Source organism: Streptomyces sp. CB01881 (assembly GCF_002953255.1).
Taxonomy (GTDB): Bacteria; Actinomycetota; Actinomycetes; order Streptomycetales; family Streptomycetaceae; genus Kitasatospora.
The window spans coordinates 6,443,283-6,464,421 of the sequence record NZ_CP026498.1; the positions used below are offsets into that span (position 1 = coordinate 6,443,283).

Here is a 21,139-nt window from a genome sequence, read left to right on the forward strand (position 1 = left end):
AGGCTTACCCGCCCGGCCCGCGGGTACCGTTCGGACCATGACCGACCCGGCCGCCACCGCCCGCCCCGAAGTCGTCCTCGTCACCGGCGGGGGGCGCGGCATCGGCGCCGCCACCGCCCTGCTGGCAGGGCGGCGCGGCTACCGGGTCTGCGTCAACTACCGTGCCGACGAGACTGCGGCGGCCGCCGTGGTCGCGGCGATCCGGGACGCCGGCGGCACGGCCGTCGCCGTCCGGGCGGACGTCACCCGCACCGCCGAGGTGGAGCGGCTGTTCGCCACCGTGGACGCCGAACTCGGCCCGCTCACCGCCCTGGTGAACAACGCGGGCACCCTGGAGCGGCAGTGCCGCCTGGAGGAGATCGATGAGGACCGGCTGAACCGGATCTGGGCCTCCAACATCACCTCCGCCTTCCTCTGCGCCGCCCAGGCCGTCCGCCGGATGTCCACCCGGCACGGCGGGGCGGGCGGTGCCATCGTCAACGTCTCCTCGGCCGCCTCCCGGCTCGGCTCGCCGAACGAGTACGTCGACTACGCGGCCGCCAAGGGCGCCGTCGACTCGATGACCCGCGGGCTGGCCCTGGAGGTCGCCGCCGAGGGGATCCGGGTCAACGCCGTCCGCCCCGGCCTGATCCACACCGGCATCCACGCCCTCGGCGGCGAGCCCGGCCGGGTCGACCGGGTCGCCCCCGACCTGCCGATGCGCCGCGGTGGCCGGCCGGAGGAGGTCGCCGAGTCGATCCTCTTCCTCCTCTCCCCGGCCTCCTCCTACATGACGGGCGCCTTCCTCGACATCGCCGGCGGCCGCTGACCCTCTCGCGCCTCCCGGTCCTCCCGCCTGCCCCCGCTCCCTCTACTCCCTCCTCCCGTCCCCCTCCCTTCCCTCCCCCACCTTTTCCCTTCCTTCCCCCGGCAGGCCGTTTGTCCGTACGGTGGAACCCATGACCGACGACCTGCCGGACCGTGAACCCGACCTGCCGTCCGCCTTCCTCGACATCCCCGGTGTGCGCAACTTCCGTGACGCCGGCGGTGTCGGCGCCCTGCGCAAGGGCGTGCTCTACCGCTCCGGGTCCTTCCACAACCTCGCCCCGGAGGGCGCCCAGCGCCTCAAGGCGCTCGGCCTGCGCACGGTGATCGACCTGCGCAGCCCCGTCGAGCTGGAGGTCTGGCCGGACCTGCGCCACGGCCTCGACCACGAGACGCTGAACCTCCCCACCCTCCCGGCCAACCGCGAGGACACCGACCGGCCCTGGCCCGAGGACCAGGAGACGCTCTACCCCTTCATGGCCGAGACCGCCGGCCCGTCCCTGGTCGCCGCCATCCGCCGGCTCGGCACATCGGACGGCGTCCCGGCTGTCGTCCACTGCGCCGTCGGCAAGGACCGCACCGGCCTGACCATCGCCGTCGTGCAGTCCCTCCTGGGCGCCTCCGACGCCGACATCACCGCCGACTTCCTGCTCTCCAACGCCGGCCTCGGCCTCCTCGACGGCCCCACCCCCTACCTCGACGAGACCGGCACCGAGCGCGTCTCCCGCCCCGTCTCCGCGCCGCTCCTCGCCTCCTCCCTCACCTGGATCCGCACCCACCACGGCTCCGTCCCCGCCTACCTCCGCTCCCACGGCACCACCGAGGCCGACCTCACCGCCCTCCGCACCAACCTCTCCGCCTGACCCGTTCCCCCGGGGGCACCGGTGGCTGGGCCGGCCAGCGCCGGCCCGCCGCTGTGCACCGTCAGGTCAGCAGTTCCATCACGATCAGATACCCGATGCCTGCCCCCGCCCGATCGCAGCATCCGAGCCCACTACGGTCATCACTAGTTTGATCAGATGGCCGGATCAGCCGGTCGCTTGGATGTGCGGGCAGGAAATGAGCAACAACTCAGACGACTGGAAGTTCGACGTCCCCACCAGCGGCAGTAAGCGCCTGCCGCCAGATCCGCGGTACGTGGAGGCGCTGAGCAGCCAAGGCTACGGATTCGAGATCGCCGTGGCGGACCTGGTCGACAACTCGATCGACGCCGGTGCCCGCGATGTCGTGATTCATTTCCTGCGCGACGGTGACCAGCTTGTCAGCCTGCTGATCGTGGACGACGGGTACGGCATGGACGATGCCGCGCTGGATACCGCCATGACCGTGGGCGGCCGGCGGGAGTACGAGGACTCCGCTCTCGGTATGTTCGGAACGGGCCTGAAGGCAGCCTCGCTCTCACTGGCCGAATCCCTCACCGTCATCTCCAAGACCAAGCGCACCCGCGCCGCCGGGCGCCGGCTGGTCGGCGCCGGCTTCCAGACGGACTTCCAGTGTGGCGTCGTCGATGCCGAATACTGCCAGTCCCTCATAGACCGCTACTACGAGAAGCCCATTACCTGGCACGGCACCGTGGTCCGCTGGGACGGGGTGAAGGACTTCCCGAAGCACGGCGGGAGCGGCCAGACGGACCGCTACCTCACCAAGGTCATCAACCGGCTTGGCCTGCACCTCGGCCTGCACCTGCACCGTTTCCTGGAGCGGGACGACTTCAATATCACCATTGCCGTCGAGGATGTCCGCACGCGCATGGTCTATCTGAACTACGGGGTCGAACCGCTCAATCCCTTCGGGTATCCGGTCTCGGGGGCGCCGGGCTATCCGCGCGAGTTCGAGGCAGACCTGGACACCCTTGGCACGGTCAAGGTCGTCGGCCACATCTGGCCGCCCAAGTCCAGCCTGGACGAGTACCGGGCGGTCGGGTCCGTGCAGGACCGGCAGGGGTTCTACTTCTACCGCAACGACCGGCTCGTACAGGCAGGCGGCTGGAACGGCTACCGCCAGGCCGAAGCTCATCTGTCGCTCGCCCGTGTTGCGGTCGACCTACCGCCTTCCACGGGGGACGTCTTCCGTCTGACGGTGAAGAAATCCGGGGTCGACACGTCGCCGGCCTTCCCCGCGGCACTGGAGCAGGCCACCGATTCCACCGGCCGTACGTTCCGCTCATACGTGGAGGACGCCGACCAGGTCTACCGCACGGCCCGCAAGCGCACCGCGACCGCACGCAAGGCCGTCATCCCGCCCGGGCGGGGGCTCGCGCCTGAGGTCCGGCGCGTCATCGAGGACGAACTTCCCGTGCTGCCCGGTGAAGAGCCCATTGCCATCCTCTGGGGCCGGCTCGCCCCCGATCAGTTCTTCGAGCTGGATCGTGAGGAGCGGACCATCGTCCTCAACCAGCACTACCGGGCGGCCCTTCTCGGCGGTCGCCGTGGCGGCCTCAACGACGTGCCGATGGCCAAATCGCTGGTGTACCTGCTCCTGCACCAGGTGTTCGAGAAGGAGTACAGCGGATCCAGGGAGAAGGACAACCTCCTTCTCTGGCAGAACATCCTGGTCGCTGCCGCACGCAATGAGCAGGACCGCCTCGACCGCAATGAGCAGTGATTCAGATCCATCCCTGTCCCGGAGCTGACCCTGATGACCGACGACCTGCTGGAAATCCATGCCGCCGTGCACGCGCTCATGCGCGAATCCGGACCGCGGCGCCTGTCCAAGTACCTCGCAGTCCTGGGCGAGGACATCAGCCCGGAGGCTGATCTCACTGAGCAGCGCCTGGCGGCGCGGCTGGGCAGCGCCGAGGCGGGTGACCCGCTGCTTGAGATGTGGCGGAAGCTGCTCAAGCACTGGGACCATGAAGAAGAGGCTCCCTGGGCGGCGGCCACGGCGCCCAACACGGTGGAACGCAGGTCAGCCGTCTACGCCCTGCTCGGTATCAGCGAACAGCTTCAGGAAACCGTCACCCAGGCCGTACCTGTGGCCGTGGCCGCTGGCCCTGTGGTCATCAGCAAGGAACGCCCGGACAACGACTGGTACGAACAGAGCCGTCCAGCTCGCTCGTTCTACTGGCCCGCCTACGAGAAGTACCTGCTGACACAGCGGAAGTGGTCAGCTGACGCGGTGGCCAGCCTCGACCAGGCAACCACGCAGGTAGTCTCCCGGCTCGCTGATCCGACGTCCCCTCTGCCTTACCAGGCCAAGGGGCTGGTAGTCGGCTACGTCCAGTCCGGCAAGACCGCGAACTTCACCGGCGTCGCGGCCAAGGCCTTCGACGCGGGCTACCGCCTCGTCATAGTCCTCGGCGGCACTCTCAACCTCCTCCGGCGCCAGACCCAACGACGGCTGGACATGGAGCTCGTCGGCCGGGAGAACGTCCTGGGCGGCATCGACCCCGCTGATCCCGTGGCCATGGAGGGCGTCGACTACCAGGACGACAAGGACTGGGCTGCCGGCCGTTTCCTGAAGCACGGGGCCCAGCCGGCTCTCCTCGGCCACTTCAACATCGAGCGCCTGACGACTCGCGACGATGACTACCGCTCTCTGCTCCGGGGGATCACCGCCTTGGAGTTCGACAAGCGCGAACCCGAACTCCCGCTGTACGACCCTCGCAACCTGCACCGTACGGCCGGCCGTCTGATGGTCGTCAAGAAGAACAAGACGGTGCTCACCAAGCTCGTCCGCGACCTCAAGAAGATCCGGACCAGCCTCGCGGAGATTCCGGTCCTCATCATTGATGACGAATCAGACCAGGCCTCCGTCAACACCTCTGATCCCCGGAAGTGGCAGGACGGCGAGACTGAACGGACCGCGATCAACGGCCTGCTCTCCTCCCTCATCAAGATGCTCCCACGCGCCCAGTACGTGGGGTACACGGCCACGCCCTTCGCCAATGTCTTCATCGATCCGTCGGACGTTGACGACATCTTCCCGAACGACTTCCTGATCTCCCTTCCCCGCCCGTCCGGCTACATGGGAGCCCAGGACTTCCATGACCTCGGCTCGGACATCAGTCCGGAGCACCGGACCATCGCGAACTCCCAGGAGAAGGCCCACGTCCGGAGCATCGAGGCTCCTGACGGGGAGTCCGTCTCCCCTGAGGAGGCAACGGAGCACGCCGACTCCCGCTACCTGCGAGAAGCGCTCGACATGTACGTGCTGGCCGGCGCGATGAAGCTCTATCGCGAGGACCAGGGGGCCGACCCGTACCGGCACCACACCATGCTCGTTCACGAGTCCGTCAAACAGACCGAGCACCGCGATCTCGCGGAGCGGCTCCAGCGGCTCTGGGACACTTCCGACTACTTCGGCCCGCGGGGCCACGCCCGCCTCCGCGCATTGTTCAGCTCGGACGTCCAGCCGGTATCCGCACTGCGGTCCGAGGGCTTCGCAGTGCCATTCTCCTTCGACGGACTGGCACCCTACGTCGGCCCGGCCGTGATCCGGATCGGGGGCAACAACCACCCCATTCTGATCGTCAACGGCGACAAGGACATCGAGCAGCCGGAACTCGACTTCGACTCCCAGTCGGTGTGGAAGATCCTGGTCGGCGGTACCAAGCTTTCCCGGGGCTTCACCGTCGAAGGCCTGACCGTGACCTATTACCGCCGCAGTACCGCCGCCGCCGACACCCTCATGCAGATGGGCCGCTGGTTCGGTTTCCGGCACGGTTACCGCGACCTCGTCCGGCTCTACATCGGCCGCAACGAAACCAGAGGCCGCCAGACCGTCGACCTCTATGAAGGATTCGAGGGGATCTGCCGTGACGAGGAGTCCTTCCGGTCACAGCTCGCCCTCTACAACGCGGCAGGCGGTCCGCCGCTGACCCCGGCCCAGGTGCCGCCGTTGGTGGCCCAGCACATCTCATGGATCAAGCCGTCGGCCCCCAACAAGATGTTCAACGCCGAACTCGTCGAGATCCGGTCTCCGGGCCGGTGGGTCGAGCCGGCCGCCCACCCGGCCGCCGCTGCCGATACCCGGCACAACACCGACTGCTGGAACCCGGTCTACGCCGCTCTCGGCGGCGGAGAACGGCTTACCTTCGTGCACCTCGGCCAGAACGACCGGGGCTCGTACACTCGCTTCGCCGCCCAGACGGGGGTCGTCAGCCACGACGTTCTGCTCAAGATCCTGGCCGGCCTGCGGTGGGACCGGCCGGAGCTCTTCGCCCCGCACCTCAGCTACCTCGCCGATCCCAGTGAGGCGGGCGCAGCGGCCGACGACTGGGTCGTCATCGCCCCCCAGCTGAGCACGGCCGGGGCAGCGAGCACTGACCTGCACGGAAGCGGACCGCTGACCGTCGTCAACCGTGCCCGCAGTGCGAGCGGCGTGTTCAGCCGCATCAGCGGTATGGCTCACCGGCAGCCAGCAGAACGGATCGCCGGCCTGCTGCCGGCTACGGGGGAAGACCCCTTCGCCTCCCAGCTCGCCAAGGCACGCCGCGGTGCGGTCCTGCTCTACCCGGTGGTCGACCAGCATTCCGCGTCGAGGAACGGCAGCCCGGAGCCCGGACCGGTGACTACGGCCTTCGCCCTTCTTCCGCCCGGCAGCACAGACGGCACGGAGCACGGTCCGCTGATTCGTTTCCGGACGATCGATTCAGGAACGGACTCGCCGGTGGTGACCCGGATGCCGGACTGACGGCTCGCTCCGGTCTCAGTCCGCGGTGGCTGCCTTCAGGACCAAGTCGGCTTCGTCGTACCGCTGCGCCGAGTTGAACAGGCGGACGATGCGCAGGACGTCGTCGTGCGGGCGCCGGGCCGCGCTGTGCAGCAGAGCATCGGCGGCAACGGCGAAGCCCCGCCCCTGACAGGCCGTCACCACATCTGGGATCCGGTGCACCGGCAACTTGTCGCCGACTTCGGCCAGAACCAGATGTGCGTCCCGGTCACGCCCTGCCAGAAGGTGCTTGATGGCATCCTCAAGGCCTGCTCCCAGCGGCGGCAGGTCGGCCACGCTCTGCCGGTCCCCCTCCGGAAGGGGGACCGGCAGGTTCTGCTCGATGCCGACCACGGTGTCAGCGGGCCGGCGAAGCGTCCGGCGGACAGCACGGCGACGGATCGCCGTCGCATTTCTGCGCCGTCGCAGGACAGCGCGCCTGCCCGCAGGGGGACGTACGACATCGCAGGTCGCGGTGCAGTGCCCGCACTGCGTGCACTCCTGGGAATCCCAGTCGCGGCAGCGCTCACAGCGACGCGCATCCGCGTGCAACCGCTCCAGCTCGCCCAGCGATCTCGGCGGTTCTGCCCCGGAGTCCTTCCACGCCGCAGCATGCAGATCCTTGACCAGCTCCATCGGCGGGATGTGACGGGCCCTGAGGTATCCGCTGAAGGCGCTCTGCGAGTAGTCGAAGCGGCGTGCGTTAGCAGCAAGAGTCCCGGGTTTGGGTGGTGCGGCCCCCGGCTTGGCAGTCGTTACGGAGACCGGCTTGAGACACCGGTACAGGTCGCCCAGGCCCGCGGCCAGCGCCTGCTGCTCCCGGGTACTCCCTTTGACGAAGCTTCCGCCAACTCGGCCAAGCGGTGGCACAGCCCCTCCTCAGTGTCCGCACAATCGTGACCATCCGAGTGTGTCCGGTCAACAAGACGGCGCAAAGACAGCCCTGTTCAGAGTTTCACTAAAGATCGTTTGCGGCTGGCGCCAGCCCCACTTCCCGCCCTTAACTGGAACTGTCCACGTGGGTGGTCCGATGCACGGGCTGCTCCATGCTCCGGTGCGCTGCAGCCCGCGTGGACTCCATAGGCCCGACTGAGAGGAAGCGCCGTGGCACTCCCGTCCTGGGAAGACGAAACCCTGGGTTCGATGAAGCGCGTGGCCCTTTGGCTGGCCACCGAGGTCGGCGAAGGCGGCATCTTCACCTACACCAGCCTCCGTGAGGTCTTCCCCAGCACCACGCAGATCGACCGGCGCGTACGGGACCTCCGCGAGCGCGGCTGGCGCATCGACACCGCACGGAACGACGACACGCTCGGGAGTGACGAGCGGCGGCTGGTATCCGTGGGCGAGCCCGTGTGGGAGTCCGGACACGGACCGGGCAAGAAGGCCGCCGGCCTCAACGGAGCCCGGCGCCGTGAAGTACTGATGAAGGACGGCAACATCTGCCGGAGCTGTGGCATCACGCCGGGCGAGGAGTATGCCGAGTCCTACGAGACCGCGCAGCTGGACATCGCCCGCCGCCCGGTGAGGCACGCCGACGGGAGTGTCACGACCGAGCTCATCACCGAGTGCCGTCGCTGCCGGGTGGGAGCGCCCAAGGCGGAGGCCGACGAAGCCAGGACGATCGCGGCGATCGACGGCCTCGGCAGCATGGAGCGCCAGCTGCTCGCTTCCTGGGTGAAGGCCGACCAGCGGGACTTCGGCAAGGTCGAACTCCTGTGGGCCGCCTACCGCACGATGCCCGCAGAGTCCCGGGCACTCTTCCGGAACTCCCTGGAAGCCAGCCTCCAGCAGTAGGAATCCCCCTGCGTGGCGGCACCAGTACCGCCCAGCACCTACCAGACATACATCCCAACCTGAGGAGAACTGCGGCAATGAGCCCGGACCTTGGCCGGCCCCCGATGGCGGTACAGAACCAGGACCTGGTGGAGAAGCGGCTCCACGAAGCCTCCCAGGCCGGCGGGGTGCGCGAGTCGCTGAAGATCGAATGGCGCAGCCAGCCGCTGCACATCGAAGTCATCGACATGCCGACCGACAGCCTGTACTACAACCCCGGAACGCACCGGATCCGCGCCCAGCGCAGCCACGACCCGAAGCTCGACGCCACACTGGACGCCGACCCGTGGAGCCCGGAGAGCCAGGAGTACCTGCACTACCTTCTCCAGGCCAAGCCCTCGAAGACCGACGAGACCGACCCGGACTTCTCCGAGCTGAAGAAGAGCATCAAGGAGTTCGGCCAGAACGACCCTGGCCTGATCACCCGCGAGGGAATCCTCGTCAACGGCAACACCAGGCGTGCCGCGATGAAGGAGCTCGGCCAGCAGACCATCCGGGTCGGGGTCCTCCCCGGCGACTGCACCTGGGCGGACATCAGCACGGTCGAGCTGTCGCTCCAGCTGCGCAAGGACCACCGGCGCGACTACTCGTACATCAACCGGCTTCTCGCGATCGAGGAGCAGATCGCGCTCGGGCGGCCGCTCGGGAGCATCGCCCACGAGTTCCGGACGACCGTCCCCGCGTGCGAACAGGACCTCTGGGTGCTCGCCTGCATCCGGGAGATGATCGACCGCAGCTCCAACGGTGGCGTCGGCCTGCGCCTGGTCGATTTCGAAGAGCACCAGGAGAAGTTGAAGGAGCTCCGCCGCCGTTACGCCAAGGAGCTGGCCGCCAACAAGCGCGAGGAGGCTGAGCTGATCAAGGAGACGCGGATGGCGGCGATGGTCCTGGGCTTCTCCAAGACCGACGTCCGCGTCATCGAAGACGACTTCCATGACAGGTACCTCGCCCAGCGGCTGCCGGACGAGCTCCGGCCTGCCGCCGCCAGTGCCCCGGTGGCGGTGGCGATCCCCGGGCTGGGCCGTTCGGTCGCGCCGGCCGAGACGGCCAAGGTGGCTACCGCGAAGGCGTTCACCGATTCGGTACTCCGTCTCAAGGCCGCCGAGGCGGCTGGCGGCAAGCTTCCCCCGGATCAGGTCAGCGCCGCGTCACGGAGCTTCCAGGCCGCGCGTGAGGCGGTGGAGGGCGCGCTCGACCCGGCTGGCCGCGATGCCCGGCTCCGGAAGCGCAAGCGGGCAGCGCCTGACCGGCTCAACGACGCCAGCCAGGACATCGACCAGTGCATCACCGACCTGGTACTGTCCCGCGGTTCCCGCAGTCTCGACGAAGAGGCGTTCGACGAGGCGGTCCTCCAGCTCCGCGCCAGTCTGGCCAAGCTCGCCAAGGAAGCGCAGCGCAGCGTCACCGAGGCCGGAGACGGAGTCACCTGGCTGTTGAGTGCCGTACGGCAGGAGAGTTAGTGAGCCTGACAGCAGAACCGTCTCTGCAGATCGGCTTCGACGTCACGCGCACCGCTGCTGTCCTCCGGGCAGCAGCGGGCTTCCAGAGTGAGCTCGCCAAGCTGTCACTGCGCTTCGGCAACGGCAGCATGCGGGGCCCGGTCTCGGCCGAGATCCCGCTCGACGACTTCCTCGCAAGCCTCGAGGAGCTCGGCAGCTGGCCCGCGCCAGAGAGCGTGCAGTGGGAGGAAGCTCTCGCTGAGCTGGCCGGGAGTGTCCTGGACGATGCCGACCTTGCCCAGAAGCAACTGTCGGGGGAGGCTCCCGAGCAGCCCGCCGCGGACCCGGACAACGTGCTTGGCCTCCTGGGCGAGGACTGGGAGGCCGGGCTCACCTCATTCCAGCAGCGGGACGTGGCCCGGCTGCTGTCACTGCGGCACGGAGCCAACTTCAGCGTCCCCGGCGCCGGGAAGACGCGGACCACCATGGCAGTCTTCGCTGCCCTACGGGAACAGCGGGAAGTCAGCCGGCTGCTGGTGGTGAGCCCGAAGTCGGCCTACGAGGCGTGGCAGACCGAGGCGGTGCTGTGCTTCCGGCAAGCTCCCCGGACCGTTGTCATGGCTGGCTCGCCCGACCCCGGTGCGGAGATCCTGATCGTCAACTACGAGCGGCTGGACCGCCAGCTGGCCGCACTGGCCGGCTGGTTGAAGGCCGGGCCCAGCATGCTCGTACTCGACGAAGCGCACCGGATGAAGCTGGGATCGCAAGGCATCTACGGCGCGGCCTGCATGGCCCTGGGGCCGCTCAGCAAGCGGCGCCTCATCCTCACCGGAACTCCTGCCCCCAACGGCGCCCGTGACCTGGAGAACCTGCTTTCGTTCGTCTGGCCCGGCCACGGGCGCCGGGTGGTCAACCGGGCCGTCGCCGGCGGCGATCTTGCCCACGCCAGCGCCGTGCTCCGGCCGCTCTACACCCGCACGACCAAGCGGGAGCTGGGGCTCCCCCCGGCCGTCACCACCATCCGGTATGTCGATATGCCCGCGCTCCACCGCGAGATCTACGACGCCCTGGCAGGGCAGTACTCGGCGCGGGCGGAGGCAGCCCGTTCCGATTTCGAAGCACTCGGGAAGTCCATGCTCCGAATGCTGATGGCAGCAACCAGCCCGGCCCTGCTCAACCAGGGGAACAGCCTGTACGAGCCGCTTGAGTACCGGCTTGATCCGCAGGAGGTGCCCGAGAACGCCTCACTGCAGGCTCTGCTGGCAGACCTGCCGTCGTACGAACTGTCGCCGAAGTACCAGGAGGCCCGGCATCTGGTGGCCGAGAACGCCGCCAAGGGGCGCAAGACACTGGTCTGGGCAAGCTTCGTAAGGAGCCTGACCACCCTGGAACTCATGCTCAAGGACTTCCAGCCCGCAGTGGTCCACGGTGGTACAGCTGACCGTGACGAGCAGATCCGGAGGTTCCGGGAGGACCCTGACTGCGCAGTGCTGATCTCGAACCCGGCCACGCTGGGCGAAGGGATCAGCCTCCACCAGGTCTGCCATGACGCCGTTTACGTGGACCGGGACTTCCAGGCCGGACGGTTCCTGCAGAGCCTGGACCGGATCCACCGCCTGGGCCTGCCTCCTGGGACCGAGACCCGGATCACGGTCCTGGCCTGCCGGGGGACGGTCGACGAAACGGTGGCCAAGCGGCTGGAGTTGAAGCTCCAGTTCATGGGACGGATCCTCGATGACCCGGCTGTCCAGCAGCTGGCCGACCTGCAGGAGGAGCCCGCCATCGCAGCGGGTATGAACATGGCCGATATTCAGGCGTTCCTGGAGCACCTCGATGCCGCAGCTGCCCGCTGAGGGGACGATGAAGGCCGCCGTGCGCTGGCTCCGTGCTCTGCGCACGGCGGACGTCGACCGCGCCCGTGCGCTCTTCATCCACCACGACGCGTACGCGGACCTCACCCCCGACCAGTACAGCAGCGGCCTGGAGTGGCTGCTGCGGATCGGCATGGTGCCGGTCCCCCGCGCGGCGCAGGCATCCCCCGCACTGGAAGAACGATTCCTCAACCTCCAGCTGCTGGAGAAGTCCCTTGAGGCGGCCCGTCCCGACTGGATCACCGGCGGCAACGAGGCCGCCTTCGACGGCACATGGCTGCCCGCCCCCGGCCGGGCGGTCGCCGAAGTCCTTGGTCTCAGCAACACGGATGCGGCTGCCGCTGTGGAGAAGGCCTGGCTCACCGAACGCGCACGCGTCGGAGCTGCCGGGGAGCAGGCTCTGGTGACTCTGATCGCGCGCAGCGTACATGCCGAGGTTGTCCATGTGTCGGCCTTCTCCGACCGCTTCGGATACGACATCGCGGTGGAGTCTGCTCATTCCAGAGTCCACCTGGAGGTAAAGACCACAACGAACACGACGGGGCAGACGATCTTCCTCTCCCGTCACGAGTACGAGACCATGCGGACCGACCCCGCATGGCATCTGGTCTTCCTGCTGCTCGACGAACAGGAGCAGCTGACGACCGTGAGCACGGTCTCCCAGGCATGGATAGCCAGGGCGGTGCCACGCGACCAGCACTCTCACGGCGCGAAGTGGGCCTCCGCCCGGCTGCCGCTCCCCCCGGCCGCTCTGACCCCGGGCATCGAGGCCTTGCACGAGTACCTGTTGCCCGGGGCACCCGCCACTCTGCTCACCGGATCCGGCCAGTCCCACGCTGTGCACGCGTAGGCCGGGCCGGTTGTTGTCAGCCCCTGCTGGCACAATCAGGCAGAGCTACCAGCCAGGTACCAGCGGGTACAGCCGAACGCGCCAGACCGCCTTCGCCTCTGCGACACTTGGCTTTTGCGTGTCACAGCCAGGGAGGACGACCCATGACCACCAGCGAAGAGCCGCTGACCTCAGTCGAGATCTGCGCCGGCGCTGGCGGCCAGGCGGTAGGCCTCCACAAGGCAGGCTTCAAGCATGTAGCCCTCGTCGAGATCGACAAGCACGCAGCGGCCGCGCTGGCCAAGAACGTCCGGGAGCGCGACGGGTGGGAGTGGGAACGGGAGCACGGCACCGTCCACCCGATGGACGTGAATGAATTCAAGCCTGCCGAGCACATTCCGGGTTTCGAGCACGGAAGAATCAGCCTGCTGGCAGGCGGGGTTCCCTGCCCGCCGTTCTCGCTGGCCGGCCGCCAACTCGGCCGGGACGACGAGAGGGATCTCTTCCCGAGGATGCTCGAACTCGTCCGGGAGATCGGCCCCAAGGCCGTCATGATCGAGAATGTGCGCGGCCTTCTCCAGCCCGAGCACAAATTCGCCGGATACCGGAAGCAGATCATTTCAGAGCTTGAAGAGATGGGCTACCAGATCTGCAAGTGGGATCTGGTGGAGGCAGCAGATTACGAAGTACCCCAGCTCCGCCCGCGGGCCATCCTGGTAGCTATCCACTCGGACTACTACGCGGAGAAGTTCGAGTGGCCGGTCGGCAATGGCAAGCAGAAGAATGTTTTCCAGGCCCTGAAGAAGAGCATGCAGGAGCGCTACGACAGGGCGAAGAAGCTCTACCCCGAGCTGACAGAGAACCTCGAGGAGCAGCACCGGTTCTGGGAGAAGCACGCCAAGGCCGGCGGCGTCGCCCCCACTCTGGTCGGCGGTTCCAAGAAGCACGGCGGCGCTGACCTCGGGCCGACCCGGGCAAAGGCCGCCTGGAGCAAGCTCGGCGTCGACGCAATGGGCGTAGCCAATGACGAGGACGGCGAAATCAACGTCGCCCGGGACTTGCTGAGCAAGAGCGGGCCGAAGCTTACCGTACGCCAGGCAGCCATCATCCAGGGATTCCCGGAAGACTGGCATTTCGAGGGCGGGAAGACCGCCAAATACCGGCAGGTCGGCAATGCGTTCCCGCCGCCGGTGGCAGAGGCTTTCGGAAAGAACATTGCCGCGGTCCTCAGCCTCGGCCGCCGCCCGGACAGCGAGAAGCAGGCCGCACTTCCGGCTGCTGCCGGCAACTCAGGCCTGAGCGTCGCGCATGACGGTCCGGGCATTTCCGCGACGTTCTCTGACGACCGTGCCGATTTCCAGAGCACACCCCTCCGGTGATTCGTGCTCCCAGAACCTGAGGACCATCCAGCCCGCCGCTTCCAGCTGGGCATCCGTGTCGCGGTCCCGCTCGACGTTACGAGTGACCTTGTCTGACCAGTAGCCCGGATTGGTCCTCGGCGAGACATAGTGATCGGGACACCCGTGCCAGTAGCAGCCGTCAACGAACACGGCCACCTTCGCCGGGCGGAAGACCAGGTCAGCCGTACGCCGGAGCCCGGGAAGCGGCCGGGCAGCGACACGGTAACGGAGGCCGTCGGCATGGACGAGCTGCCTGATCCGCATCTCCGGCTTCGTGTCGCGGCTCCGGATCGCCTGCATGTTCCGCCGGTTTGCCGCGGATGACGCCCAGGACCCCTCCGGCGGAATCCAGGTATCAGCCATTGGGCTTCCTCGTCTTGGACATCGTCTGCTGCGCTGACCTCTCTGCTCCCAGGTTAGACCGTATGAAGTGCGCTGCTTGTGTGGTTCGGGTCCGCCCCGGGGCGGGAGATTCCCGGCCCGGCGGTCCGGGCGTCAAGCCCGGAGCCGCCGCTTCGCGGTCGCTGCGCGAGCCTTGACGTCGGTCCGTCGGGCCGGAGCTTGTCCGGCGACTGTCCGGGGCGGACCCGGCAGGTGCGGGTGCGGGCCGGGCAGCAACGGTCCGGAGCCTCACACGCAAGTTGTCGCGGGTTGCCGCCTCGGTGGACCGTGGGCGGTAGTGCCGCAATTGCGGGAGGCACCGGATGTATACCGAGCGTACTGCTGTCGGGCTGGACGTTCACGCCCGATCCACCATGGCCTGGGCCCTGGACGGCGTCACTGGTGAGGTCTTCACCGAACGCCTGGTCCCCGCCCCGGTACGCCAGCGCGGCGAGCAGGGCAACCGTCGGCTCCACCAGCGCTGGGCGGCCCTGGACGCGCGTCGCAAACGCTCCACCATCGCCGTGGTCGCCGTCGCCAGGGAAATGTCCGGCTGGTGCTGGAGTCTGGCGACCATGGATCCCTGACCACCACCCCGTCCGCCCACAGACCGGCTGGTGGGAGCCGCCGCCGGCGGTGCAGCGCGAGGAACGATCCGCGTCGGCCCTATGAGCAGTCTGCCGAACACGCAGGCCACGCCCGATAGTTAGACAAGCGACCCGTTCCCGACGCACAACCGGTCATGCGGTAGCCAACCCGCGCATATCAGGCTGACCGCGCGTCGCCGCCACCACACGCACCCAAGCGGGCTCCCACCAGCCGTCATCGCTTCACCGTCGCACCCTCGCCCCCACCGAGGGTGCGACCAACCATGCACCACTTGACAAAACGCCCTACATATCAGGGCCCACGGCCCGGCCGTTAGTCCTGCCGTTCCAGGTGCCACCACTGGGTCGGGGAGTCGGCGTCCTCGCGCTGTTCGACGGGGGCGCCGGGGGTGGGGGCGGCGCTGAGGGGCTTGCCGCTGATGAAGCTGGTGAGGGTGTAGGTGCCGGGAGCGTCCAGGTGGTGTTCGAGGAGCCACTCCTGGGCGCCGAAGGCGTTGGCGGACCACTGCTGGATGGGCACGCCGTCGTCCGTGGAGGCGCCGGTGACGTCCAGGCGCTTGCCGCTGCCGACGTTCTCGAAGTGGTAGAGGGCGCCGCCGGGGTGGACGGCGGTGAGGTGCCAGAGCTGGGCGTCCGAGCCGTCGTCCGCGCCCAGCCGGACTTTGGCGCCGCTGCGGCGGCTCCCGTCGGCGACCTCCAGCAGCAGGCCGCTGCCGACGTTGCGCACCCGGTAGGGGCCGTCCGTGATCACGTGGTCAGTCACGGGGTGAGTCTGCCACCGGGCGCCGCCATGCCTCGTACCCGAAGGCCGCCGCGAGGACGCCCGCCGTCGCGGCCACCTCGGCCAGCGCGGAGACGCCGGTGCCCAGCGGGACCACCGCCACCAGCAGGGCGGCCGCGGCGAGCCGGGGCAGGTTGGGGGTGAGCGCGAAGGTGCGGCGGACGGCGGTGTTGACGGTGAGGAAGAGCGCGACGCCGCCCGCCAGTGCGGCGGCCTGGGCCAGGGTGATCGGGGCGTCGGGGTGGGCGACGGCGGACTTCACGCCGGCGGCGAAGAGCAGGACGCCGAGCAGCAGCCCGTAGTGGCCGAGGTTGTAGACGGAGACCGCGAGCTGGTTGCGGCGGTACGAGGGGAGCGCGGCCATGTGGTGTTCGGCGCGGGTGTCGTCGTCGCGGCCGAAGTACGCCCACCAGAGGCCCACGCAGACGGTGAGGCTGAGCACGGCGACGGCGGTCAGCGCGAGGCTGAGGTCGGCGGTGCCGGCGCCGACGCCGATGGCGATCACCGACTCGCCGAACGCGATGATCACGATCAGCCCGTGGCGTTCGACGAAGTGGTCGGCGCGGAGCTGGAACTGCGGCAGGTCGACCAGCCTGGGTATCGCGAACTGCAGGGCGAAGGCGGCGGCCCAGAGGGTGAGTTGGGCGGTGCCGGTGAGGTAGCCGCCGGCCACCACCAGGGCGGTGTTGACCAGGTTGAGCCCGCCCATCCGCAGCACCGGTCCGAGCGCCACCCCGGAGGCGGCGAACATGCCGGTGTGCACGGCGACCACCAGCAGGTACGCCCAGCCGAAGGCGACGCCGCTGCCCTCGAAGGCGTGCGGGACGGAGAGCGAGATCACCAGGAAGCCGGCCATCGCGAGCAGCAGCAGGCCGCGGCGGCCGTGGTTGCTGGGCGGCATCGCGTTGGTCAGCCAGATGAACGCGTCGTACATCCACCAGATCACCGCCAGCATCACCACGACCTGTGCGAGTCCCCCCAGGTCGAGGTGGTGGACCAGGCTTCCGGTGAGCTGGGTGACGGTGAAGACGAAGACGAGGTCGAGGAAGAGTTCGAGCGGGGACGCCCGCAGAGCGGGTTCCTCCGAGGCCACGGAGGGGGCCGACAGGGCACGAGTGACGGTCACCCGCGCGAGTATGCGGTACACCGCCCGGCCCGTGCGCGCGTTTTCCGACTATCGGACCGCCGTTGCTCACCACACCCGCCCACCCCACTCCGCGCACACCGCCACACCTCACCCGTGCACACCACACCCCAGCCACGTCCCAGCCACGTCCCAGCCGCGCCCCACCCGCGCCCCGGCCGGACGCCCCGTCAGGGCGGGCGCCTATGCTGCGGCGAATGGTGTCCGACCGAATTCCCCCGCACGGCGGGTCCGCTGACCCGTCAGACCGTCAGCAGCCGACCCTCGAACACGCGATCGCCGAACTGGAGGCGGCGGCCGACGCCGTCGACTCCGAGCGCTTCGACGCCGCCCTCCGTCTGGTGGGCGGGCTGCTCGGACCGGCCGGGGAGCGCGAGTCGGCGGCGGTCGGCCCGCGCCTGGCCGCCGTGCTGCCGTACGCCCCGCCGTTCGAACGGGCCCACCTGGCGATGATGGTGGGCGCCTGCGTGGAGCGCGGCGCCGATCCGGTGGCCTGCGCCGGCCAGGTGCTGTCCGGCCTGCGCGGGGCGCTGAGCGGTGCACTGCTGCTGATCGAGCGGTGGAAGGAGACGGGCGGCGGCGATCTGCCCGACCCGGACGCGGACTCCCCGGGGCAGGCGCACGCCCGGATCGCCGACCCGGACGACCCGGACGCGTGGCCCGCCCACAAGGCGGTGATCGGCTGGTGGACGCTGCACCTGTGGCAGATGGCCTCGTTCGCGGTGTACACGCACGCCGCCGTCCGCGCCTCCGCGTGGTCCTCCGGCGTGACGGAGGTGCTGGCCGAGCTGATCGAGCGCTACGGCGAGGAGCAGCATGACCTCAAGGGCCTGCTCTACCTGATGAGGACGCTGGACGACGAGCCGCTGCTGGTGCTGGACCGGCCGACCGGGACCGGTTACCTGGTCCGGATGGACGGTCTGACCGACAACTTCCAGCTGCACACGCTCCTTGCTGACTTGCTGATCGGCGGCGGCCACCTGCCGGGCGTCCGGCCGGACCCGGAGGTGGTCGCGCTCAGCCGGACCGAGGAGGTGGACGGCCGCCGGGTCACCGCGCTGGGCGCGTTCAACCTGGTCGCGCCGGACGGGTCGTGGATCTGGAACGAGGGCACGCCCAGCGACATCCCGGTGGTGGACGGCGTCCGCACCCTGGTGCTGGACCCGCAGCCGTACGAGCGGAGCTGGGCGGCCGGCCGGTTCATCCAGCAGGTCCCCGGCGGCCTCCGGCTGGAGCGGGTGCTGCCCCCGGCCGAGGCGGCCGAACGGCTCGCCCGGGCCGCCGCGGCCCACCCCTTCGAGGAGGCGTTCGGCTAGACCGAGGAGGCGTTCGGGTAGCCGGACCGCAGGACCGGCCGACGGTCGGGCTAGGGTCGGGACGTCCGGAAGATTCGAGAAGTACCGGTCCGAGCGCCCTCGGGAGCCGAGCGGAGCGCCGAGGAGTCCGGGGCCGCGGGGAGTCCGTGGCCCGAGGACTCCGGGGAGCCCCGGAGCGTCCTGAGGAGCCTCGGGGAGTGGAGTCGACGATGGCGAGGATCCCGAACGTTCTCTCGGCCGCGGCACCCGCCGCGCTCACCGCGGCGGGCGGCCTGGTCGGCGGCTACGGCGTGGCCCGTTGGACGGGCCGGCGCGAGCTGGGCGGCGCGGTGCTGGCGGTGGCCGGGGCCGGCGCGGCCGCGCAGTGGCAGCGCCGCTCCGGCACGGCGACCGCGGCCGCGCTGACCGGGCTGTACGTGGCGGCGTTCGGCGGCTCGCACCCGCTGGCGAAGAAGATCGGCGCCTGGCCGTCCGTCTTCGCCGTCACCGGAGTGGTCGCCGCCGCCTCGACCGTCGCGACCGCCCTGACGGGCCGCAAGGCCTGACAGCGCGGAGGGCCTGACGGCACCCGGGGCCCGACGGCGCGCGGGAACCGACGGCGCGGCCCCGCCCCCGTCGGTTCGGCGCGGCCGCCGTCGGCTGCCCCCGCGTCAGCCGACGGCCGCGCCGAACCGGGCCTCGAAGGCGGCCCGGTTCGCCGAGACGGGCGTGCGGTCCCACACCGCGAACACCACCCGTTCGAAGGCCGCGCCGTACTGCGCCAGCGCCCCGTCGAACGCCTCGGCCACCTGGGCCGGGTCGTTGCGGAAGACCCCGCAGCCCCACGCCCCCAGCACCAGGGTGCGTATCTCGTGCCGGGCCGCCGCCGCGAGCACCCGGACGGCCCGCTCGGCGAGCACGCCACGGACGTCCGAACCGGCCGAACGCCGTTCGAGCTGACCGGCGTTGGGCGCCGGCGAGGTCAGGAACGTCACCGGGTACGGCTTCGCCAGCAGCTCCCCCTGCGCACCCCGGATCACCGGCACGTCGGGCGAGACGATCACCCGGTGGCTGTACCGCAGGTCGCCGGAGGCGCGGTGCGCCTCGTAGTAGTCCGGCGCCTCCAGCAGGCAGGAGTACAGCAGGGCGCTGCGGCAGATGTCCTCCTCCTGGGCGCGGGCGCCCCGCAGGTAACCCCCGCCGGGGTTCCGCGCGGAGGCGAAGTTGAGCACCCCCACCCGGCCTCCGCCGGCCCCCACCAGCCGCCGGGCCGCCTCGATGCTGCCCTCGGCCGTCACCTCGACCGCCCCCGTGCCCGGCCCCGGCGCCCCGGCCCCCACCAGCGCGTCCAGCGCCTCCGGCGTGTACGACACCGTCCCCTCCCTGGCCACCGCCAGTCGCTCCGACACCTGCACGAGCTCGCCCCCGGACGCCCGGTAGCTCCCCCGCTCGGCGATCTCCTCGTTCACCGCCGCTACGTGATGCAGTCTGCTGCTCATGTCCGCGACCGTACGGGACCGGGCCGCCCACGCGCCACAGGTTATTCTCACGACCAGAACAACCGGCCGCGCGACAGCGGTCCGCGGCAGGTCCCGCACCGGACGGCGGGCCGCGCGGGAACGACGACGGGCCCGCCCCACCGAAGTGGAACGGGCCCGTGGTCAGTACGTCCTGTGCGACGTCCTACGCGCTACTCGCGCGCCGTGCGGCGTCAGTTCTTCCAGCGCGGCTTGCGGTCGTCGCGGTTGAAGCCGCCGCCACGGTTGTCACGGTCGCCGAAGCCGCCGGAGCGGGCACCGCGGTCGTCACGGTCGCGGTTGAAGCCGCCGGAGGCCTGCGGGCGGCCACCGGAGCGGTGGTCGTCGCGGCGGGAGAACGGACGGCTGGAGCCACCGCGCTCGTCGCGGTCACGGCCGAACGCCGGACGGTCGCCGAAGGAGCGGGCCGGACGGTCGCCGAAGCCGCCGGAGCGGCCGCCGCGGTCGTCACGGTCACGGTTGAAGCCGCCACCACGGTTGTCACGGTCACCGAAGCCACCGGAACGGCCACCACGGTCGTCACGGTCGCGGTTGAAGCCGCCGCCACGGTTGTCACGGTCACCGAAGCCACCGGAACGGCCACCACGGTCGTCACGGTTGAAGCCACCGGAACGGCCGCCGCGGTCGTCACGGTCACGGTCACGGTCACGGTCACGACCGAACGCCGGACGCTCGTTGCGCGTCTCGCGGAAGGACGGGGTGCGCTCCTCCGCCACCGGGGCGGCGGTCTCGACGACGGTCTCCGAAGCCGAAGCCCCGGCGGAGTCGGCCTCGGCGGCCGGCGCCTCGTCCTCGATGCCGAGCTCGGCCCGCTCGCGCGCGGCACGGGCGGCCAGGCGGTCGGCCTCCTCGCGCAGCTCGGTGGCGCGGCGCTGCGCGCGCTCCAGCTGGCGGGTCATGTCGGCAAGCTCGCGCTCGGCGGCACCGGCGATGCCGGCGGCGCTCTCGGCCTGGACCTCGATCAGCGAGCGGGCGCCGGTGATCTTGGCGACCTCGGCGTCGAAGGCGTGGTCGAGGATGTGGCGCGAGGCGTCCACGCCCGCGTCCTCCATCAGGCGGAACACGCCGCGGCGCTGGTGCGGCAGCACCAGGGTGACGACGGCGCCGGAGCGGCCGGCACGCGCGGTGCGGCCGGAGCGGTGCAGGTAGTCCTTGTGGTCGCCGGCCGGGTCCACGTTGAGGACCAGGTCGATGCCGTCGACGTGGATGCCGCGGGCGGCCACGTCGGTGGCGACGACGACGTTGACGTAGCCGTCCTTGAAGTCGCCGAGGACGCGGGTACGGGCGCCCTGGGTCATGCCGCCGTGCAGCGCGTCGGCCTTCACGCCGGCCTCGATGAGCTGCTCGGCGACGCGGTCGGCGCCCATCTGGGTGCGGACGAAGATGATCGTGCGGCCCTTGCGGGCGGCGATCGCGTTGGTGATCGGCGCCTTGTCCTTGGGCTTCACCACGAGGATGTGGTGGGTCATGGTGGTGACCGCGCCGGCCGACGGGTCGACCTCGTGGGTGACCGGGCTCTTCAGGTAGCGCTTGACCAGGGTGTCGATCTCGTTCTCCAGGGTGG

General features: G+C 69.8%; 18 protein-coding genes. 12 read left to right on the plus strand and 6 right to left on the minus strand.

The window, feature by feature from the left end:
- The first annotated feature begins 37 nt into the window (after positions 1-37).
- From C2142_RS17860 to C2142_RS17875, 4 genes are all read left to right on the plus strand, one after another.
- Positions 38-808: an SDR family oxidoreductase gene (locus C2142_RS17860; RefSeq protein ID WP_148643573.1), complete on the plus strand. Its 771-nt coding sequence runs from the start codon at positions 38-40 to the stop codon at positions 806-808.
- Between the two features lie 130 nt (positions 809-938).
- Positions 939-1,667 carry a tyrosine-protein phosphatase gene (locus tag C2142_RS17865; RefSeq protein ID WP_148643574.1) on the plus strand — a complete coding sequence of 243 codons (729 nt, stop codon included), beginning with the start codon at positions 939-941 and terminating at the stop codon, positions 1,665-1,667.
- 196 nt (positions 1,668-1,863) lie between these two features.
- Positions 1,864-3,408 carry an ATP-binding protein gene (locus tag C2142_RS17870; protein ID WP_148643575.1) on the plus strand — a complete coding sequence of 515 codons (1,545 nt, stop codon included), beginning with the start codon at positions 1,864-1,866 and terminating at the stop codon, positions 3,406-3,408.
- Between the two features lie 33 nt (positions 3,409-3,441).
- Positions 3,442-6,438, plus strand: coding sequence for a Z1 domain-containing protein (locus C2142_RS17875; RefSeq protein WP_148643576.1), 2,997 nt, complete (start codon positions 3,442-3,444; stop codon positions 6,436-6,438).
- A gap of 15 nt (positions 6,439-6,453) precedes the next feature.
- Here the strand turns inward: C2142_RS17875 and C2142_RS17880 are convergent, their stop codons facing one another.
- Positions 6,454-7,092, minus strand: coding sequence for a hypothetical protein (locus tag C2142_RS17880; RefSeq protein ID WP_148643577.1), 639 nt, complete (start codon positions 7,090-7,092; stop codon positions 6,454-6,456).
- 507 nt (positions 7,093-7,599) lie between these two features.
- On the opposite strand from C2142_RS17880, the gene C2142_RS17885 reads away from it, so the two are divergent.
- The 5 genes from C2142_RS17885 (at position 7,600) to dcm (ending at position 13,807) form a co-directional block, all read left to right on the plus strand.
- On the plus strand, positions 7,600-8,250 hold the full coding sequence (locus C2142_RS17885; protein WP_148643578.1) for a hypothetical protein: 651 nt from the start codon (positions 7,600-7,602) through the stop codon (positions 8,248-8,250).
- Between the two features lie 77 nt (positions 8,251-8,327).
- Positions 8,328-9,749: a ParB N-terminal domain-containing protein gene (locus C2142_RS17890; protein ID WP_148643579.1), complete on the plus strand. Its 1,422-nt coding sequence runs from the start codon at positions 8,328-8,330 to the stop codon at positions 9,747-9,749.
- Positions 9,749-11,581: a DEAD/DEAH box helicase gene (locus tag C2142_RS17895; protein WP_241002643.1), complete on the plus strand. Its 1,833-nt coding sequence runs from the start codon at positions 9,749-9,751 to the stop codon at positions 11,579-11,581. Before C2142_RS17890 ends, C2142_RS17895 begins: the two co-directional genes overlap by 1 nt.
- On the plus strand, positions 11,562-12,449 hold the full coding sequence (locus C2142_RS17900; RefSeq protein ID WP_148643580.1) for a DUF3883 domain-containing protein: 888 nt from the start codon (positions 11,562-11,564) through the stop codon (positions 12,447-12,449). The genes C2142_RS17895 and C2142_RS17900 overlap by 20 nt, the downstream gene beginning before the upstream one ends.
- Before the next feature lie 143 nt (positions 12,450-12,592).
- Positions 12,593-13,807: a DNA (cytosine-5-)-methyltransferase gene (gene dcm / locus C2142_RS17905; RefSeq protein WP_148643581.1), complete on the plus strand. Its 1,215-nt coding sequence runs from the start codon at positions 12,593-12,595 to the stop codon at positions 13,805-13,807.
- Here the strand turns inward: dcm and C2142_RS17910 are convergent.
- The gene (locus C2142_RS17910) at positions 13,718-14,191 is read right to left on the minus strand and encodes a very short patch repair endonuclease (RefSeq protein WP_148643582.1); all 474 of its coding nucleotides are present in this window, start codon (positions 14,189-14,191) and stop codon (positions 13,718-13,720) included. The genes dcm and C2142_RS17910 overlap by 90 nt on opposite strands.
- Positions 14,192-14,532: 341 nt before the next feature.
- Here C2142_RS17910 and C2142_RS17915 point away from each other — a divergent pair, with 341 nt between their 5' ends.
- Entirely contained in the window at positions 14,533-14,796 is a 264-nt protein-coding gene (locus C2142_RS17915) for a hypothetical protein (protein WP_206670986.1), read from the plus strand.
- A 334-nt stretch (positions 14,797-15,130) separates the two neighbouring features.
- On the opposite strand, the gene C2142_RS17920 is transcribed toward C2142_RS17915, so the two are convergent.
- Positions 15,131-15,580 (minus strand): RICIN domain-containing protein, encoded by a 450-nt coding sequence (locus C2142_RS17920; RefSeq protein WP_148643583.1) that lies wholly within the window; start codon positions 15,578-15,580, stop codon positions 15,131-15,133.
- Positions 15,573-16,724 (minus strand): low temperature requirement protein A, encoded by a 1,152-nt coding sequence (locus C2142_RS17925; RefSeq protein ID WP_162002497.1) that lies wholly within the window; start codon positions 16,722-16,724, stop codon positions 15,573-15,575. The genes C2142_RS17920 and C2142_RS17925 overlap by 8 nt, the downstream gene beginning before the upstream one ends.
- Before the next feature lie 215 nt (positions 16,725-16,939).
- On the opposite strand from C2142_RS17925, the gene C2142_RS17930 reads away from it, so the two are divergent.
- Both C2142_RS17930 and C2142_RS17935 read left to right on the plus strand, forming a co-directional pair.
- A complete protein-coding gene (locus tag C2142_RS17930; protein WP_241002644.1) occupies positions 16,940-18,058 on the plus strand; it encodes a hypothetical protein in 1,119 nt (372 codons plus the stop codon).
- A gap of 209 nt (positions 18,059-18,267) precedes the next feature.
- On the plus strand, positions 18,268-18,603 hold the full coding sequence (locus C2142_RS17935) for a hypothetical protein (RefSeq protein ID WP_148643585.1): 336 nt from the start codon (positions 18,268-18,270) through the stop codon (positions 18,601-18,603).
- A gap of 105 nt (positions 18,604-18,708) precedes the next feature.
- Here C2142_RS17935 and C2142_RS17940 read toward each other — a convergent pair whose 3' ends face one another.
- Together C2142_RS17940 and C2142_RS17945 are read right to left on the minus strand one after the other, a co-directional pair.
- On the minus strand, positions 18,709-19,536 hold the full coding sequence (locus C2142_RS17940) for a TIGR02452 family protein (protein WP_148643586.1): 828 nt from the start codon (positions 19,534-19,536) through the stop codon (positions 18,709-18,711).
- Positions 19,537-19,748: 212 nt separating this feature from the next.
- On the minus strand, positions 19,749-21,139 hold a 1,391-nt coding region (locus C2142_RS17945), incomplete at its 5' end, for a helicase-related protein (RefSeq protein ID WP_277347262.1).